The sequence below is a fragment of the Citrobacter sp. TBCS-14 genome (genome assembly GCF_005280805.1).
Taxonomy (GTDB): domain Bacteria; phylum Pseudomonadota; class Gammaproteobacteria; order Enterobacterales; family Enterobacteriaceae; genus Citrobacter; species Citrobacter gillenii.
In genome coordinates, this window is record NZ_SZWM01000164.1 from 195,564 (window position 1) to 213,574 (window position 18,011).

General features: G+C 52.7%; 13 protein-coding genes, 2 tRNA genes and 1 pseudogene. 7 read left to right on the forward strand and 9 right to left on the reverse strand.

Translation table 11 applies throughout. The features are described 5' to 3' along the window. The first annotated feature begins 36 nt into the window (after positions 1-36). The 3 genes and pseudogenes from FDX22_RS04650 (at position 37) to FDX22_RS04660 (ending at position 2,821) form a co-directional block, all read left to right on the forward strand. The gene (locus tag FDX22_RS04650) at positions 37-1,092 is read left to right on the forward strand and encodes an ABC transporter substrate-binding protein (RefSeq protein WP_115258598.1); all 1,056 of its coding nucleotides are present in this window, start codon (positions 37-39) and stop codon (positions 1,090-1,092) included. After that, complete coding sequence (locus tag FDX22_RS04655) at positions 1,079-2,083, forward strand: iron ABC transporter permease (protein WP_146716781.1); 1,005 nt, start codon at positions 1,079-1,081, stop codon at positions 2,081-2,083. The genes FDX22_RS04650 and FDX22_RS04655 overlap by 14 nt, the downstream gene beginning before the upstream one ends. Continuing rightward, positions 2,080-2,821: pseudogene (locus FDX22_RS04660) on the forward strand (ABC transporter ATP-binding protein). The gene FDX22_RS04655 and the pseudogene FDX22_RS04660 overlap by 4 nt, the downstream one beginning before the upstream one ends. On the opposite strand, the gene FDX22_RS04665 reads toward FDX22_RS04660, so the two are convergent. Together FDX22_RS04665 and FDX22_RS04670 are read right to left on the reverse strand one after the other, a co-directional pair. Beyond that, entirely contained in the window at positions 2,805-3,530 is a 726-nt protein-coding gene (locus FDX22_RS04665) for a substrate-binding domain-containing protein (RefSeq protein WP_146716782.1), read from the reverse strand. The pseudogene FDX22_RS04660 and the gene FDX22_RS04665 overlap by 17 nt on opposite strands. A gap of 99 nt (positions 3,531-3,629) precedes the next feature. Then, on the reverse strand, positions 3,630-4,565 hold the full coding sequence (locus tag FDX22_RS04670; RefSeq protein ID WP_146716783.1) for a LysR family transcriptional regulator: 936 nt from the start codon (positions 4,563-4,565) through the stop codon (positions 3,630-3,632). Positions 4,566-5,110: 545 nt separating this feature from the next. Between FDX22_RS04670 and FDX22_RS04675 the strand changes: the two genes are divergently transcribed. From FDX22_RS04675 to FDX22_RS04685, 3 genes are all read left to right on the forward strand, one after another. Beyond that, positions 5,111-8,995 (forward strand): inverse autotransporter beta domain-containing protein, encoded by a 3,885-nt coding sequence (locus FDX22_RS04675; RefSeq protein WP_146716784.1) that lies wholly within the window; start codon positions 5,111-5,113, stop codon positions 8,993-8,995. 54 nt (positions 8,996-9,049) lie between these two features. Beyond that, positions 9,050-9,712 (forward strand): ZirU family protein, encoded by a 663-nt coding sequence (locus FDX22_RS04680; protein WP_255432744.1) that lies wholly within the window; start codon positions 9,050-9,052, stop codon positions 9,710-9,712. Positions 9,713-9,787: 75 nt separating this feature from the next. Continuing rightward, positions 9,788-11,449 carry a hypothetical protein gene (locus FDX22_RS04685; protein WP_146716785.1) on the forward strand — a complete coding sequence of 554 codons (1,662 nt, stop codon included), beginning with the start codon at positions 9,788-9,790 and terminating at the stop codon, positions 11,447-11,449. A gap of 164 nt (positions 11,450-11,613) precedes the next feature. Here FDX22_RS04685 and FDX22_RS04690 read toward each other — a convergent pair. The 3 genes from FDX22_RS04690 to FDX22_RS04700 all read right to left on the reverse strand — a co-directional run bounded on the left by FDX22_RS04690 (position 11,614) and on the right by FDX22_RS04700 (position 12,402). Next, a tRNA-Val gene (locus tag FDX22_RS04690) sits at positions 11,614-11,690 on the reverse strand. 4 nt (positions 11,691-11,694) lie between these two features. Then, positions 11,695-11,771: transfer RNA gene (locus FDX22_RS04695), tRNA-Val, on the reverse strand. Positions 11,772-12,018: 247 nt separating this feature from the next. Beyond that, positions 12,019-12,402: a cupin domain-containing protein gene (locus FDX22_RS04700; RefSeq protein ID WP_096757175.1), complete on the reverse strand. Its 384-nt coding sequence runs from the start codon at positions 12,400-12,402 to the stop codon at positions 12,019-12,021. 197 nt (positions 12,403-12,599) lie between these two features. On the opposite strand from FDX22_RS04700, the gene FDX22_RS04705 reads away from it, so the two are divergent. Next, positions 12,600-12,785: a hypothetical protein gene (locus FDX22_RS04705; RefSeq protein WP_115258589.1), complete on the forward strand. Its 186-nt coding sequence runs from the start codon at positions 12,600-12,602 to the stop codon at positions 12,783-12,785. Here FDX22_RS04705 and trpS read toward each other — a convergent pair. The 4 genes from trpS to FDX22_RS04725 all read right to left on the reverse strand — a co-directional run bounded on the left by trpS (position 12,771) and on the right by FDX22_RS04725 (position 17,941). Further along, positions 12,771-13,775: a tryptophan--tRNA ligase gene (gene trpS / locus FDX22_RS04710; RefSeq protein WP_117343048.1), complete on the reverse strand. Its 1,005-nt coding sequence runs from the start codon at positions 13,773-13,775 to the stop codon at positions 12,771-12,773. The genes FDX22_RS04705 and trpS overlap by 15 nt on opposite strands. 233 nt (positions 13,776-14,008) lie before the next feature. After that, complete coding sequence (locus FDX22_RS04715) at positions 14,009-14,812, reverse strand: PhzF family phenazine biosynthesis protein (protein ID WP_135912101.1); 804 nt, start codon at positions 14,810-14,812, stop codon at positions 14,009-14,011. Positions 14,813-14,928: 116 nt separating this feature from the next. Further along, positions 14,929-16,713 carry a diguanylate cyclase gene (locus FDX22_RS04720; protein ID WP_115258587.1) on the reverse strand — a complete coding sequence of 595 codons (1,785 nt, stop codon included), beginning with the start codon at positions 16,711-16,713 and terminating at the stop codon, positions 14,929-14,931. A 118-nt stretch (positions 16,714-16,831) separates the two neighbouring features. Beyond that, positions 16,832-17,941 carry an AI-2E family transporter gene (locus tag FDX22_RS04725; protein ID WP_096757171.1) on the reverse strand — a complete coding sequence of 370 codons (1,110 nt, stop codon included), beginning with the start codon at positions 17,939-17,941 and terminating at the stop codon, positions 16,832-16,834. Positions 17,942-18,011: the final 70 nt, after the last annotated feature.

The window sequence follows — 18,011 nt, forward strand, 5'->3', positions numbered from 1 at the left end:
ATATATATCGATTTTTCTCCTGTCCAGATGGTATCTATGTTAACTCTTCGTTCATTTTTGCTGGTATGCGCCAGCATGTTGTTTGCGTTTTCGGCGCAGGCAGACCGCACGATAACCGATCAGCTTGGCCGCCAGGTCACGATCCCCGATAGCGTCAATAAGGTGGTGGTGTTACAACACCAGACGCTGAATATTCTGGTTCAACTGGATGCCACGCAGGACATTGTCGGCGTGATGTCGAGCTGGAAAAAACAGCTTGGACCGGCGTTCGCCCGCTTTATGCCGACGATTACGACCCTGCCGACGCCGGGCGATCTCACCAGCGTGAATATTGAAAGCCTGCTGGCTACCCACCCGCAAGTGGTGTTTGTTGCCAACTATGCACCTGCCGAGATGATCCAGCAGATTCAGAATGCCGGGATTCCGGTGGTGGCTATCTCATTACGTCAGGATGCTGCTGGCCAGCAGAACAAAATGAACCCGACTATGGCTGACGAAGAGCAGGTCTACAACGAAGGCTTAAAGCAGGGGATTCGCCTGATTGCCGACGTGGTGGGACGTAAACCGCAGGCTGAAACGCTGATCGACTACGTTTTTTCGGCCAGGGCTAAATTCAATGCGCCGGTAGCGGCGATTGCACAGGCGCAAAAAGTCCGTATCTATATGGCCAACCCCGATCTCATGACTTACGGTGCCGGAAAGTACACGGGCCTGATGATGCAGCATGCCGGAGGGCTAAACGTGGCTGCGGCGAGCGTTAAAGGCGCGCGGCAGGTTTCGCTGGAGCAGGTGTTAGCGTGGAACCCGCAGGTGATTTTTGTCCAGGACCGCTACCCGCAGGTGGTGACGGAGATCCTAAACGATCCCAACTGGCAGAACATCGATGCGGTAAAAAATCATCGCGTCTGGCTGATGCCGGAATACGCCAAAGCCTGGGGATATCCGATGCCGGAAGCGCTGGCGCTGGGTGAATTGTGGATGGCAAAAAAACTCTATCCGGATGCCTATAAAAACATCGATGTTGATGCGCAGGCACAGGATTACTACCACCGTTTTTACCGCGTGAACTGGCAGTCCGATGCTGCTAAGTAATCGCGCTTTCCCCCTGCAACCGATACTGATTACCGTGGTGCTACTGCTGGGTGTTGGCTCACTGTGTGTGGGGCAATATCCGCTGTCGCTGCGCGATGTGTTCTCATTGTTGAGCCATTACGCAGACTCGCAGGGTATGGCGCACCAGGTCGTCTGGACCGTCAGACTCCCGCGTATTTTGATGGCACTGCTGGCGGGCGGCGCGCTGGGGTTATGTGGGGCTACGCTGCAAGGCGTGTTTCATAATCCGCTGGTGGACCCGCATATTATTGGGGTGACCTCTGGCTCAGCATTTGGCGGCACGCTAGCGATTTTGTTTGGGCTTGATCCGTTCCTGATGATGGGGTCGACGTTCTTCTTTGGTCTGGCGGCGTTGATTCTGGTATATGCCATTGCCGCGCTACAGGGGCTGGAAAACACGCTGGTGCTGATCCTCTCGGGCATTATTTTGAGTGGTTTTTTTGCCGCGCTGGTGAGCCTGATTCAATACCAGGCCGATACCGAAGAGACGTTACCCAGCATTGTATTCTGGCTGTTGGGCAGTTTTGCGACCGCCAACTGGCATAAAGTGTGGCTGCTGACGGTGCCGGTCGGCATTGCGGCCATGCTGTTGTACCAGTTGCGCTGGCGAATCAACCTGTTATCACTCAACGATAAAGACGCCACAGCGCTCGGGGTGGCGGTGGTTCCGCTGCGGCGCAGCGTGTTGCTGTGCTGCGCATTGCTGGTTGCGGCGCAGGTCTCCGTCAGCGGCAGTATTGCCTGGGTGGGTCTGGTGATCCCGCATCTGGCCCGCCTGCTGGTAGGCGTTGATCACCGTCGGTTACTCCCCTGTGCTTTCTGGCTGGGCGGCGGTTTTATGATTGTGGTGGATGATATTGCCCGCACGCTGCTACCTACGGAAATTCCTCTGGGGATCATCACCGCCTTGCTCGGTGCGCCGCTGTTTGCCTTTTTGCTGATTCAGTCCAGCCGACGGGGGATACGATGATATCTGCCGCACTTAACGTCGATCAGTTGGAGTATGGCTACCGGATGCCGTTGTTTGCGCCGCTCACGTTCCGCTGTGAGAAAGGCAATATCTGGGCCGTGCTCGGGCGTAACGGTTTGGGGAAGAGCACGTTGCTGGATACGCTGACCGGTACGCTGCCGTTGTTGGGTGGAAACATACAAAGTGAGGGGGGAATGGGTATTGTGGCGCAGCATACGCGCTTACCGTTTCCCTACACCGTTAGCGATGTCGTGCTGATGGGCCGCGCGCAGCATGTAAAGTTATTTGCTCAACCGGGCCAGCAGGATAAAAAGCGGGCGGGAGCAGCTCAATATTGCGCATCTTGCGTCCTGTACCTTTTGTTCACTTTCCGGCGGGCAGCAACAGTTGGTAATGATCGCCCGGGCGTTGGTCACGGATTGTCAAACGCTGTTGCTTGATGAACCCTGTTCCGCGCTGGATTTAGCCAATCAGCAGGTGGTGCTGCAGCTTATCAGCGATCTGGCGTATCGCCAGGGCTGCAGCATACTCTTTACAACGCACGATCCGCAGCATGCACTACAGATAGCCAGTCATACGCTGCTGTTGTTGCCGCAGGGGAGATGGCTGGCGGGGCCAACTCAGGAGATTGTGACGGAAGATAATTTGTTCCAGGCGTACGGTTTACCGCTGCGAAAAATTAGCGTGGACCCGCATCCGACGCCGTTTATCGCGCCGCTGTTTACCATTCATCGTTAAGTGTTTTAAAACCGGCGCTGGCCAAACATGTTTGTCCGTCGCGCGCGAGGATAAAATCAACCAGCGCTTTGACGTTTTTAGACGCCTCGAGCACCGCCAGCTGGTATTCACAGCGAATGTTATGGTCCGTGGGGATCGTTACGCAGCGAATATCGGGCTGCCCGGCAAGTGCTGTTGCATAGTGCGCGTAGCCAATAAACAAATCCGCCAGGCCCTGGCGAATAATCCACGCGCTGGCCAGTTCGCCATTTGGCACCTTAACCGTGTCACGGCCACCGACAAGGGGAATAGCGCGTTCGCGCAGGCGCTGTCCAAGGCCGGGTTCGAGCATATCGAGGCTGTCGAATAATGCCCAGGTATAATCCCCGGAAGGGTCACAGCCGGGGGTTGAGGTGCCAATACGCAGGGTTGGATCTCGCAGTAACTCCAGCCATTCGCCGGTTTTGCGGGTGGTGAGGCTCAGTTGGTTCCAGCAAAAGGTATGCACGGACCGTGCCCTACCGCTGGCCAGCAACTGCTGCGGATGTGCACGATTGGCCGAGGCAAATAAGGCACAAGGTTCACCGGCTTCTATACGTTCGCGTAATAATCCGGCCGGGCCGTATTCCACACAAACGTCAATTCCGCTTAGAGACGTGAACTGGTTTATCAGCGGGGTAAAGGCCAGCCGTAAACTGCCAGCAGCGAAGAGCGTGATGGGGCATGACATAATGTAGTGAGTCCTGAATTCGAGGTCCGAAATGAATGACAGACATCTTAAACGTCATCATATTGTATATGACCAACTATTCGATGCAAATGGCAATAATTATCTGGGTAATAATTTTTTTAAGATATTAACAATTGAATTAATGATTAGCTGTACCCGGAAAGGCTGCTGTGTCTTTTTACTGTAAATCACAAACAGATCCAGATGGGTGGAGAAGTTATCAGGAAGTGTAGGGACCAGACCGTCGATATCTGTTTCTTTAATGATCAACTCGGGCATAAATAAATAACCAAGACCCGCTTTGGCGAGTTCGATTGCGGCATACGAGTTATCGCAGGCAAAATCACCGCTAATGATTATCTTTCTTATTTCTTTACGTGAGTCGTCATTTATATACCAGATGTTATGATTGTCTTCCATATGTGAGAAAAAAAGTATACAGGGACTGTGTCCATAATCTTCAATGGAGTGGATCGGATATCTCGCAATCATGTCGCGGGTGCCATATATATTGGCCGGAATCGATGTGATATTTCGCGCAATAAGTTCGTCATTGTCGGGCAATGAATGCGTAAACAAGATGTCGCAGTCATCACTAAAAGGGACGCCAAGGGTAAATTCAGCGTTGCTGAGGTTACTGGTGGTCAGCATTAATTTAATTTCCGGATGCTGCGCTTTCAACCCAGGAATGACGTACTTGGAGATAAATAACAGCTGACCGGTAGGGGCATGTATCCTGACAAACCCATCAGACGCCAGCTTATAGGCCATTGTAAACTTCTGGATATCTTCACATGACTTCATGTGTTTTTTGACATAGGGGAGAAGCTCTTCACCGAAACGGGTCAATTTTATCGGCCGACAAGAGCGATCGAACACGGAGAATCCAAAACGGTCCTCCAGTTGTTGTAAGGTTCTACTGATATTGGGTTGCGCAATTTTTAGCGTTTCCGCAGCCAGACTCAAACTACGGGTACACGAAAGTTCATAAAGGATACGGAGTTCGTTATCGTTAAAGCTGATTTTCTGGACCACTGAGACCTCAGATATGCCTTGTGAATATTATCTGTATACATTCCCGCACGGCTTCGGCCAGTGTCTTTTGAAATTGAATGTATACAGTCCAGCCAACAAAAATAGCGCAGGCATGTTACGTGAACATACCTTTTAAACGGTTGCACAATAATATTTTAACCAATTCTTATCCATTAAAAGATAGCATGGTTTGTGTAAGAAAACAAAAAAGCAAAATGCGAAAATTACAATGAATAAACGTGTTGTTACGGGGTTCATGACTATTTTGATAATGGGTGGGCGGTAGATAAAGCCTGTTTCTACCCATTTTAAGGTTACTGCAGGAGTGTAGGTAACGCATTATATCTATTACGCATAATGTTATGCACATTGTTTGCGAGACGCATGAGGTGAATCTGACTAGAATACCGCGCAAATTTATGGTCACAGGCTGGATTCAGGGATAACGAGTTAATACTTAAGCAAATTTTACCGAATGAATAACGTTTTATTCACTTTTATTACAAATTAAACCCTGAGCCCTCTGTAAAAGTCGCACACTTATTATGATCGAAAGAACTGCATGGCTTTGCCTGATTGTACACCTGTCGATCATTACGACGCCGGTACTGGCAACAATAACAAGCGAACCTCAATCGTCGCAATGGCAAAGCGAATTACTTGCACGACCTTCTGTTGTTTATGTGCTTCAGGCCGAAGAAACGACGGATTCCGTTGCCGAACGCTTAGGTCTGACGACCACCCAACTGCGCTATTTCAACCAATTCAGAACATTTAACAAACCGTTTGAACAATTAGATCAGGGTGATGAGCTTGATATTCCGGCCCCAGCCTTCGGTGGGAATAAGGCGGCAGGCGCGAGTGACAAGCTACACCAGGAACAGGAAAACGACACCGGGGTTAAACGCCTTGCCAGCGGTGCTTCGGGCCTGGCGAATATTCTGGAAAACGGCGATGCGGCACAAGCGGCCAGCGGTCTGGTCCGTTCGGAAATTAACAGTAAAGCGAATGAAACAGTCACTGGCTGGTTAGGGCAGTTTGGCACGGTACGGGCGCAGTTGAATGTCGGCGAACAATTTTCCCTTGATGACAGCAGCGTAGATTGGCTGGTGCCGGTATATGAAACACAGACGAATGTCTTATTCACCCAACTGGGTTATCAGAATCAGGACGACCGTAATACGCTGAACGTTGGCGTGGGCGTACGTCATTTCAGCCATGACTGGATGCTGGGATTTAATACCTTTTATGACGCCGATTTGAGTGGCGATCATCGTCGCCTTGGCGTTGGGGCTGAACTGTGGCGCGACTATTTTCAACTTGCTACCAACGGGTATTTCAGACTGTCTGACTGGAAGGCCTCGAAAGACGTGGAAAATTATGACGAACGCCCGGCGAACGGTTTTGATGTCAGAGTGCAAGGTTGGTTGCCTGACTATCCGCACCTTGGCGGCAAGTTTATCTATGAGCAGTATTTTGGCGATGAGGTCGGGCTGTCTGGCGAAGACGAACGTGAGAAAAATGCCTGGGCCTTCACGACCGGTATCACCTGGACGCCGTTCCCACTGATGACGCTGGGTATTGAGCAGAGTATGGAAAAGGGTGATGAGCGAGACACCAGCGTGCAAATGGAGCTGGCGTGGCGACCGGGTGAAACCCTGGAATCTCAACTTTCACCTGATGAAGTGGCCTCTCTGCGCGAGCTGGAAGGTAGCCGCTACAGCCTGGTTGATCGTAATAATGTCATCACTCTGGAATATCAGGCACAGGATCTTGTGCAGTTGACGCTTTCTGAAGAGGCGATTCAGGACGCTGAATATACGGTGCATACGATTTCGACCGATGTCACGAGTGAATACCCGCTGGCGCAGGTCACCTGGGATAACGCGGCGTTTCTGGCGGCTGGCGGAGAGTTTCGCGAGCTGAGCGTGAATATGTTTTCACTGACATTGCCTCCTTACCAACGCTCGCCATCCTCAGACGGGACGGCAAACCAGTATCGCGTCGTTGCGATGGCAGAGGATACCGAAGGGAACACCAGTAATGCCCAGACCTTGCTGATTGAGGTTCTACCCGTAAATCTGGCGTTTGGCGATGCGTTACAGGTCACCGGTAACGGTGCGCCCGCTGATGGTAAAACGCCGGTTACTGTGACCGCAACCCTGGTCGATGATGACGGCAAACCGGTTAGCGGAAAAAATATCACCATGGGAATGACATTCGCCGACGGCAGTATCACCGCTGAGGATGTGATGAGCGATGCGGCTGGGCGGGCGATGTACAGCGTGGTCTCTCACGTTGCGGGTCAGGCAACGGCGACGGCCAGGGTGCATGAACTGAGCCAGAGCGCGAAAGTATTGTATAGCCAGGTGAATTCGGGTGTCGATGAAATGTACTCGGCGTTGCTGGTGAACCCGGCGGTGATTCGGGCCGATGGCGAAGATGTTGCTGAAATGACCTACAAAGCCAATAACAGCGAGGGCGAGCCGGTAACGGGCCTCGAGAACGTGTCGTTTCAGGTGTCCGGTGTGCCCAATACCACCTCCACAGTAGTGCGTGAAGTCGCGCCGGGTATCTATCGTGCAAAGTTGAGCGGTATTCATGCCGGGAAAGGCGTGGTGCAGGTTATGCAGGGAAATGTCGTGGCGAAGACCTTGCGCCGTCCGGTTACCCTCATCTCCACCGGTAACCCTGTCGACCCGCCGCAATCTTCTTTAAATGCGACGCCGGGAAGAATATCCGCCAATGGTAACGCGGAATCGACTCTGGTTCTGCAGTTAACCGACAGCAGCGGGAACCCACTGAAAGAAAAAAACGTCCGATTTACCAGTAGCCTCGCCGGAACGACGATCGGCAACGTCACTAACCGGGAGGATGGTACGTATACCGCCACATTGACGGGTACTGCAACCGGAAACGCAAAAATAAGGACGCATGTTAACGGGTTTCTGACCACTATCGCGCCGACGGTGGTCAAGCTGGTACGTGATGACAATTCGGTCAGTCTTGAGGCTGTGGTGGTGCTTGACGATCATGCGCTGGCGGATGGTGTAGATGAGAATGTCATCAAAGTCACCACCTTTAACGCGGATGGGACGCCAGCTGCGGGTGAAACCGTACGACTGTACGCGAACAATCATGCGGATATTCCTCCAGCAGCCACCACCGATGCTAACGGTGAGGTCTCGGTGTCGTTGACCAGTCGGGTCGCGGGTGAGGTCACGGTGATTGTTGAACTTAACGGCAGCACAGAGGAAGTTGAAACGAGTTTTGCCGTTGATGATGACAGCCTGGATCCAGCGAAATCTCAACTGAATGTCGTCCCTGAACGTATTGAAGCGAATGGCAATGCTGAATCATTTATTCACTTTTTATTAAGGGATCAGCAGGGCAACCCGGTTACCGGGCAAAAAGTGACCTTCACCAGTCCTCTGGAGGGCACGACTATCAGTCAGGCTAAGGATAACCATAACGGCCTGTATAAAGCGTCGTTATCTGGCGTAACAGCGGGCGTGGCCGAGATTTCTGTCAACGTGAATGACCATCACTTTGCGGTTACTCCAGTGAGCGTTACGCTCACGCCAAAAGTGGGTGAGGCCGGGCAGGGCGTCACGCAGGTGGTGGCAGACAATGCGCCGGCCAATGGCAGATCGGCGAATCAGGTGAAGGTCACCATACACCATGCGGATGGGCGTCCGGCCAGCGCGCAGGCGGTGCGATTCGTGGCGACTAACGGGGCGGCAGTACCCACCTCGGTGATGACTAATAGCGAAGGCGAAGCAATGGCCATGGTGACCAACCGCATCGCCGGAAAATCCGTGGTGTCGGTGATGTTAAACGGACATGTCCAGCAGGTTGAACTCACCTTTCTGTCTGATGAAGGCAGCGCCACCATTTTCCCTGGCGACCTGCGCATCATAGCGGACAACGCATTAGCTAACGGCACTGCTGAAAATAAAGTCAGCGCGACCGTCAGGGATGCGTTTGGTAATCCTGTGGCGGGGCAGCAGGTGAAATTTAAGGCCAGCCACGGCGTACGTGCTTCTGCACAGGGTGTGACTGATGCGAACGGCGTGATAACAGCGACCCTGACGAGCACGGCTGCGGGACGCAGCGAGGTTGTGGCGCTAATTAATCGTCGCGGCGAGCACGTGTCGGTTAATTTTGCCCCCTTTGCATCATCGGTGAAAGTGCTACGCAATGGGCAAGCGCTGACCACCCATCCGCAGGTGGGCGACCGTTTATCCGCTGTCGTCATGTGCGGTGAAATTGTCTGCGAAGAGCAGCCAGAACATTTTCAGTGGCAGGGGGAAACCGCTGCAGGCAGTAACCAGTTCACCGCGATTCCACAGGCGACGGGCCGTATCTATGTTGTGTCTGGCGAATGGCAAAAACGTGCTTTGCGCGTGGAAACACAAGAATCACCCTGAAACCCGTAATTTCCCGGCTGACGCCTTAATCCCTTTTTATTATTGAGTACGCAAATGAAACGCAAAAACTTTACCTTAACCGCCAGTAGCGCGATGTTAATCCTGTCATTTCCCGCCCTGGCCGTCTTGTCCGATCCAACCGATACCGTAAAAGGACGCGTGCCGGTTATCACCCAGAGCACGATTGTTTCTGCTGATACCAACAGCAACGGCGTCTTCGACATTGGCGATGTGATTTCCATCAGCCAGCAAGGCGCGTTCAGCGACCCGGACGGGGATGCAGAATCGCAAAGAACCTTTCAGTGGCAGGCGGATGGGGCAGATATTTCGGGTGCCACCAGTGATTCCTACACCGTGACGGCGAGTGATTTAGGCAAAAAGATCACCGTGTTGGTTACGCCGCATACTGATCCAACGATAACCGATCCGGATACCGGTATCGCAGTTGCGTCAAATGAGCTGTCAGCGGCTTCTGCATCAACGCCGATCGCCGTACAGATTGATGGCGCAGTGAATGGCTTCCCGCAGGTTGATACTGAACTTAGCGCCGTCGTACAACTGGCTGACGGCAGCGCCGGTGATGCTGGCACCTATCAGTGGAAGATTGAGACCGCGATTGGTTCTGGCGTATACCAAAATATTCCAGGTGCGAACGGTAAGACTTACAAACCGGTAGCCGGGGATCAGAAACGTAAGATACAGATCGAGGTGAATTAATGTCACCCATTGTGCAGCAGCGAAGTGTTCAAGCGCTGCTGCGTATAATCGCCGTTCATTCGGATTGCCTGAGCTATGAAGCTGAATAGTGTCGCGCTCACTCTGCGCAGCGCCGCGGGTGTGCTGGTTGTTTTTGTCGCCACGGAAGCCCTGGCGGTGACAGCTCAGACCGAGACGGTAAAAGGACGCCCGCCCGTGGCCGGTCAACTGCAGGTGATTAACACCTCTGCGCCGGGATTAAATCCGGCTCAGGGAGATACGCTGGAGATTGCGTATCAATTTCACGATCCTGATGGTTTGCAGGAAAGTCCATCAGAGACCCTGTTTCGCTGGTTGGCCGACGAGCAGGTAATCTCAGGGGCGAATGAGCGTCTTTATACGCCCGGCCCCGCGCAGAATAAACGCTACCTGACGTTTAAGGTGTTGCCGGTTGAGATTGAACCTTCCGATCCCGACCGACCGGATGCGCCTTTTGTCAGCCCAAACGCGAACGCGCCGGTGCTACCCGCGCGAGCAGACTTGTCGGCCGCGTTTCATTATGCTTCGCCAGCGCTGCGCTGGGGGGATGCGTATATGCACTGTGCGAACAACGGCATGCGTTTACCAGATGAGGGCGATCTGCAGGATATGTTTGTGACCTACACTCGGGCAAATCGTGTGGGGCAAGATTCTAAAGGCGATTTACGGCATACCTATGGCATTGCTGGACGTAACGCTATCTGGACGACACGCGCGCTCAATGATACGCACCATGCGGTGATTAATGCTTTTACCGATGGGCGTAGTAGCGCGGCGGCAAACGCCAGCAGACAGACAGTGGTGTGCGCGCAAACCGGTATACCTGACATGCTCCCGGCGATCGTCAATTTAGCGATACCGGCGCCCCGCGAAGGGGAAGATGTCACGCTTTCCTATCTTTATCAGGGGAATGAGACGATTCCCGATCGGTCGCGTTTTCAGTGGTTTCGTGCGGATAACGCCGCAGGAACGGCCAGAAAAACGGCAATTCCAGGCGCGGTTGAAAAAAGTTATACCCCCGTTGCAGAGGATGTAAATCGCTATCTGGTGGTGGAAGCCACGCCAGCAAGCTATGACACGGTAATGGGGACAATGGTCAGTACGGTCAGCGAGCAAGTGGCACCAGGCGGCAGCAACGTCCTCCCTGGGAACACGACTATTCACGTCAATGGCGCCACGTTTGATACCGACAGCGGTTTTCCTCGCAGCGGATTGGTTGGTGCCAGTTTCCAGTTGCGCATGAATGGCAATGCTGCCAGCAACCGGGAGTATTCCTGGCATGACGATCGTTCGTGGTTAAGCGTGGATGATAAGGGTGTGGTGACGTTTAACCGTCGGCCTGAAGGCGCAGAGAAAACTGCCACCATTACCATACGGTCGAAAAATGACGGTGGGTCTTATGCTTATACCTTCACGGTCACGAAGTGGTTAATCACTGACGGCAATCCAACAGGATTTAATAATGACTGGTGTGGTAAACAAGATGATGGCTATCGTCGGCCGACTGCAGAGGAATCGACCCGCAACGGCGAGCGAGCGGCTTCAACCGGACGCTGGTGGAGCGAGTGGGGGCCGTTGTACAACTTTGGTGGCAACTGGGTCAACGCACCTTACTGGATAGATGAACTGGGCAGTAAAAATACGTTGAATATGAGTAACGGGATAGTGACGAATACCAGGAAAAGCAGTCACGTGGTCTGTATAGCGGATGTGAATTAAGGCGTTTTTCTTAACGGATGGTTGCCTGTAAGACGGTGAGGAAAGCAGGCAGCCACAGCCAATTGTTGAAGGCCGAATAGCAATTACGTAAGAGTGTTTTTTTGAAAACAAAGAAAGTTTAGATAAGGACGAGAGAGTAAGCACCAAATCAACGGGAATTGATTTGGTGCGTCCGAGTGGACTCGAACCACCGACCCCCACCATGTCAAGGTGGTGCTCTAACCAACTGAGCTACGGACGCAAGATGGTGCGTTCAATTGGACTCGAACCAACGACCCCCACCATGTCAAGGTGGTGCTCTAACCAACTGAGCTATGAACGCAACGTTGTAGGTGACAACGGGGACGAATATTAGCGGCACAGACCGAATGAGGCAAGAGGGAAATTGTGTTTTTCTGCATGTTTTCACGCGATTGCAGAGTAATTAAGCAAGTTGATTATATTTTGTTGATTTTACGGCGTGTTTTTTATTCACCCGATCCTTTGGGTGCACAAGTCAGGCGTGCGGGGGAGAATCAGAACCACTCCAGTAAGTCCCGAATGTCGCGAACATCCGGGGCTTTTTGCTGTTATGGCGAGTCGTTACAGCCGGTATCTTTATGTCTGGCCCAGTCGACCATGCCCTGAAAGTCAACAATGACCACCGACTCATCCCCGACGACCCAGGCATCGTGCCCTGGAGGGATGCGTGACAGATCGCCGGGGCGGCAATCAAATTCACTGCCATCGTCCATTTTTACCCGCAGCACCCCGGCTACGTGGTATTGAAAATGCGGGGCTTCACAACTCTTTGTTCCCGCTATCGACTGGATCGATGTCGCCCATCGCCAGCCGGGCTCCAGCACCGCACGTCCGACGATGGCTCCGCCGATATTGAGAAGTTCCAGTCGTCCATTCGCAAACTCGCGAACCTCATCTGGTATATCGAATGATTTCACATCTGCTTTGTCCATTGCGCACCTCCTTAGCTTGATTACGCACATGGCCGCTCTTCAATTATATCAGCCTGGTTGTTTTTTGTTCGGTTTCGCCATGGGGAATTCTGCAACAGGACCTACCCGTAGACCGGGTTTAAGCCGTGCCCGGATTAGCGTAAAATGTCCGCTTTCTGCCGCAACGCTACTGGCTAACTCAACCAAGTGAATTTTTGATGAAAAATAATCCGACGCTCTCCCTGATGTGTTTTCAGATGCTGGAATCTGGCGCGAGTCGCCGTACGGTGAAAAGGGCTCTGACATCCCGCCGTGTCAAGGGACGTCAGGCTGTGGTGCTGCTCTGCAAGCAAGAGATGGCGCTGCTGAGAAGCGGGAAATTGCGCGTGTCAGAAAACGGGTAATCCCAGCCCACACTTCACTTCCCTTACTGTTTTCTGCGTGACGTCGTGCGCCCGCTCGCTCCCTTTTTGCAATAGCGCCATCAACATGCCCTTATCCTGGATGTAGGTCGCACGGCGTTCTCGCATGGGGGCAATGAGTTCTTGTAAACACACCTCCAGCTCATTTTTACAGGTTTTATCCCCCAGCCCGCCTTGTTGATAGTTCGCTTTCATCTCCGCAACTTTTGCTTTGTTCGGGTGAAAGGCATCCAGATATGTGAACACTATATTGCCGTCTATCTGCCCCGGGTCGGTCACTTTTAAATGGTGAGGGTCGGTGTACATGGCGCTGACCGCGCGATGAATGGCCTCTTCGCTGGCAGAAAGGAGCAACGTATTGCCAAGTGATTTCGACATTTTGGCGTTGCCGTCGATACCCGGGAGGCGGCTGGTTTCGCTGAGCATTGCCTTACAATGCTGTAAAACGGGAGTCGGTAACAGGCTATTCATCTTATGTACAATTTCGTTAGTCTGCTCGAGCATCGGTAATTGATCGTCGCCGACGGGAACAACGTTGGCTTTGAAGGCCGTAATATCTGCCGCCTGGCTGATCGGGTAAACCAGGAAACCAACCGGCAAAGAGCGGGTGAACCCTTTTTGCATAATTTCATTTTTTACCGTTGGGTTACGCTCTACGCGCGCCACGGTAACAATGTTCATATAAAGCGCAGTCAGTTCAGCAAGCGCCGGTAGAGCAGACTGCAAGCAAATTGTCGTGAGTGAAGGATCAATCCCCGCGGCAAGATAATCGGCGAGCACTTCGGGGATGTTATTGCGGATCTTTTGCGGATTGCTGCCGTTATCGGTAAGCCCCTGAAGATCCGCGACCAGCACAAATTGTTGATAATCACGTTGCAGGGCAACACGCTGGCGTAGCGAGCCAACAAAGTGGCCGAGATGTAATGGGCCAGTTGGGCGATCGCCAGTAAGAATAATGGTTTTGTTGTTCATGCCAGACTCCTTAGTCATCAAACCGAAAGGGGTCTTTCAAATGCAAATAACCGCCTTTCGGCGGTTATTTAAAATGGGGAAAACACATTCTGGCCGCCTTTAAGAAGGCTGCCACCACAGGTTGTTATTAACGCTGTTTACATCGTGTTTTGTATTCATTTAATGAACATATCATGGTGTGATGAAGAGGTAAAGCCATGCACGCTGCGAGCTGATTGGCGTGACAACCGTTGTTATCGCGCGTTCTCACGCAACTGTACTTTACCTGTCAGATACGTTGTGGCTTGACCACCAATATGGACACGATCGCCCACTAACTTGCAGCGTAAATCCCCGCCGCGCTCGGACACCTGGCGTGCCAGCATCTGTGTTTTATTCAGTTTCTCAGCCCAGTATGGAATGAGCATGCTATGTGCCGAACCTGTGACAGGGTCTTCCGCAACGGCCTCGCCTGGGCAGAAGAAACGACTGACAAAATCGTATTCCCCATCGCCTGGCGCCGTAATGCAGACCATTTTTCCCAGCGGAAGCATGGCGTGAATATCCGGGCGTACTGCTGCAATCTGCTGCTGATTCTCCATAACGACCATGTAATCACGTGCCACGCGGACTTCTTTGTATTCCGTGATACCCAGCGTTTCCAATAGTAAAGGCGGCGGTATAACCGATTCGGTATTCCAGGCGGGGAAATCAAGCGTCAGCCATTCGCCACTGCGGGTCACGGTCAGCGGGCCAACAAATCGGGTTTCGAAGTGAATTGTGGTGTCCGGGTAGTCAAGATGTTCAAAGATGACGTGTGCAGCAGCCAGTGTGGCATGCCCGCATAAATTAATTTCACCCTGAGTGGTAAACCAACGTAGCTCAAAGCCGCTATCGGTGGTGACAAAGAAGGCGGTTTCTGACTGGTTATGTTGCTGAGACATTTTTAATAATATCTCATCGGGCAACCATTCTGTAAGAGGACACACTGCGGCGGCATTGCCACCAAAAGTGGTGTCGGTAAAGGCATCTATCATGTAAAAATCAATGTGCTTCATCGTATAGTCCTCTTGTTGTTCTCCGGTCATCTCACGCTCTACCATGCCATGACAACGTGCAATTTCGTATTGGTTTATGCTCTTGCAGGCAATAACATATCGCGATATGCCCGCGTTTAGCTCGCTTGCAGCATACCGAAGCTCACGATTCGCGATCGGCCCAACTCTTTGGCGCGATACAAGGCCACGTCAGCGGCGCGCAGCAGGTTGTCGCTTTGGGCGTGCTGTGGGTAGCTGGCAACGCCAATAGACACGTCGATATGGCTGATGTCCGACGTCCCAAAGCGCAGCGTAAGCGCATGCACGCCGTTATAGATGTCCGTCGCCATGCGGTTAGCCTCTTCTTCACCCATGCCGCTGAGCAGGACCAGAAACTCTTCACCACCGTAGCGGAACGCCATCCCACTGTCGCGTATGGCGCGCTGAATAATCGCGGCAACGCCCTTGATAACGCCATCGCCCGCCTCGTGGCCGAACCGATCGTTGACATCTTTGAAGTGATCAATATCAATCATCAGGCAACTGATGGGTGTCTGATTATGTATCGCCTGGCCCATCTGGGTGCGCAAAGTGTCTTCCAGATGATGGCGATTGCGCAGACCGGTCAGCGGGTCGTAGAGTGCTTTTTCCAGTAACGCATCGCGCAGACGCTGATTGGCTAATGCCAGACCGAGCGCTTCTGCCATCAGTTCCAGATACGCGCGGGAAGGCGCGGTATCATCGCTGAGATTCTGAAATGAGAGCAGGCCGATAGCCTCCCCCTGAGCAATCAACGGCACACACAGCGTGTGAGCCTGACATGACTCTGGCAGATGGTAGCAGGCGATGTCCGGCTCGCCGTGGACCGGGGGATGACTCTGCCCGCGACGCACGGCCCAGCATTCGTCCGGGTGGAAGGCATCCGCTTTTCCCTGCGGAGAAAGCCACTCAGCGACGCAGCGCATCTGCCACGGTTCCCGATCAAGAATGTAGAGGCGTCCGGCGACGCCGGGAGCAATATTCGGCGCGAACAGTTGTGCAACATTGATAACGTCAGCGAAGTTCTCACAACCCTGTAAGCGCTGAGTCATCCGTGCCAACAGTTCGCGTATCGCCCAGTCGGCGTCACGCTCTTTCTCCAGCCGCTGCCGTACCAGGCCGTTCTCGCGAAAAATGCGGATGGCCTGTGCCATATCGCCGATTTCATCAATCTGGTTAAAGTTAGGTGTTTCAACCGCGTAATCCTGCGAGGCCAGTCGATGAACGACGTCGCTCAGTCGCACGACGGGGCGTAGCACCCGACGTTTTAAAATAAAGCCGAGGACAAACAAAAACAGCAGTGCCGTCAGTCCGACCATCACTTCAGACAGCGTGCGCAGTGTACGGGACGTCTGCGTGGCGTCCTCAATGGCGTTGCGGGCGCGGCTGTCGAGCATCTGGCGGAAATGGTCTATTTTATCCTGCGTCCGTTCGAGCTCCTGCTCATAGGATTTACCGAAGAGCAGGGCGATAGCCTGCGCCTGCTCTCCGCGCGCGACGCTTTCGATCGCCGTCTGTTGTTCGTTCTGTAGCGTATCAACAATTTGCAATCCCTCGTGCAGGAGCGCCAATTCTTCCCCTGATGCTCCGGTATCCTTCAGTTTTGTCAATCGGTGCTCAACGGCTTTTAGCGAGGTCTCTTTTTGTTGGTAGGCTTGCAACGCATCAGGATCTTTACTGACCACATACAGGCGCGCCAGATCGGACAGTGACCAGGCGTCAATTTCAACTTCTTCGGTCAGCTGATCGAATATATACCGCTGTTCTACCGCCTGTCGTTCGGTGTTATCGGCGTTTGACGCCATTAGCATGACCACGCCGGAGGCGAGGGTCAGGCATACCGTCGCACTGTAGGCCCAGTTGGTGATTGTGGCTATTCGCACCTGTTTATTCCTTTTGCGACGAGTAATGAATGTGCATGATTGAAATTATAGAAAACGTATGATTTTGCGTGACAATAAAAAGGCGACCCCGTGGTCGCCCTTTGTTATCGTCATACCGTTATAAATCTGGAGGATTTTTTCCTTCTTCCATAAAGTCTTTATCGATCTCCTCCACGTTGCCCTCGTGATCGCGCCCGGATAACAGATTCCAGCAGGCAAGGAACAGTGCCGCGATCAATGGGCCAATGACAAACCCGTTAATACCGTAAATCTCCATCCCGCCGAGGGTGGAAATCAAAATTAGATAATCGGGCATCTTGGTGTCTTTGCCCACCAGCAATGGGCGCAAAATATTGTCTACCAGCCCGACGATAATGACGAAGAATCCGACGATAAACAGTCCTTGCCACAACTGCTGTGTGGCAAAGAGGAAAATTGCCGCGGGTACCCAGACAATGGCTGAACCCACTGCAGGCACCAGTGAGAGAAACGCCATCAATGCGCCCCACAGAACGCTGCCGTCGATGTCCACAATGGCAAAAGCAATACCACCGAGTGTGCCCTGAACCACCGCGACCACCGCTGTGCCTTTTACCGTGGCACGGGTGACACCGACAAATTTGGCAAACAGGTGCTGTTTAGCGAAATCGGTCAGCGGTAAAGAATCCAGAATCTGACGCACCAGGTACGGCCCGTCCTTGAGCAGGAAAAACAGCAGATACAGCATGATGCCAAAGCTGATGGCAAAGCCGAATGTCCCTTTGCCAATCAGGAATGCACTGCCGGCGAGGTACTGCCCGCCCTGTAATGCAACATCGGAGAGCTTTTGCTGAATTTGTGCCACGTTATCCAGATGGTGGTCCGCAAGGAATCCTCTGGCCCAGTCAGGAAGATACGACAGGATCGCGGTGACGACTTCCGGGAACTGCGTGTTGTTCTGTTGCAGCTTGCTGTACACCACGTTCAGTTCGATAGCCAGTGATGACAGGATCACCATCAGGGGAATAAAGACAATCAGGCAGATAATGCCAATGGTGATAAGCGACGCCAGCCCGTTGCGATCGCCCAGCGCGCTGCGCAGTTTGTTTTTCACCGGATTAAAAATAGTGGTTAATATCGCGGCCCACAGAATGGCGGAAAAGTAAGGGGACAGCACATCAAAGAACGCCCACGTCACCAGGGCGAGAATGAAAATGAAAAAACCTTTGGTCAGTCCGTTAAAACGCATTAGTGGATCCTGTAAATAAGAAGCAGTCCCGACTATAGAACTGTTCAGCGGATTTACCAACCTGCAACTG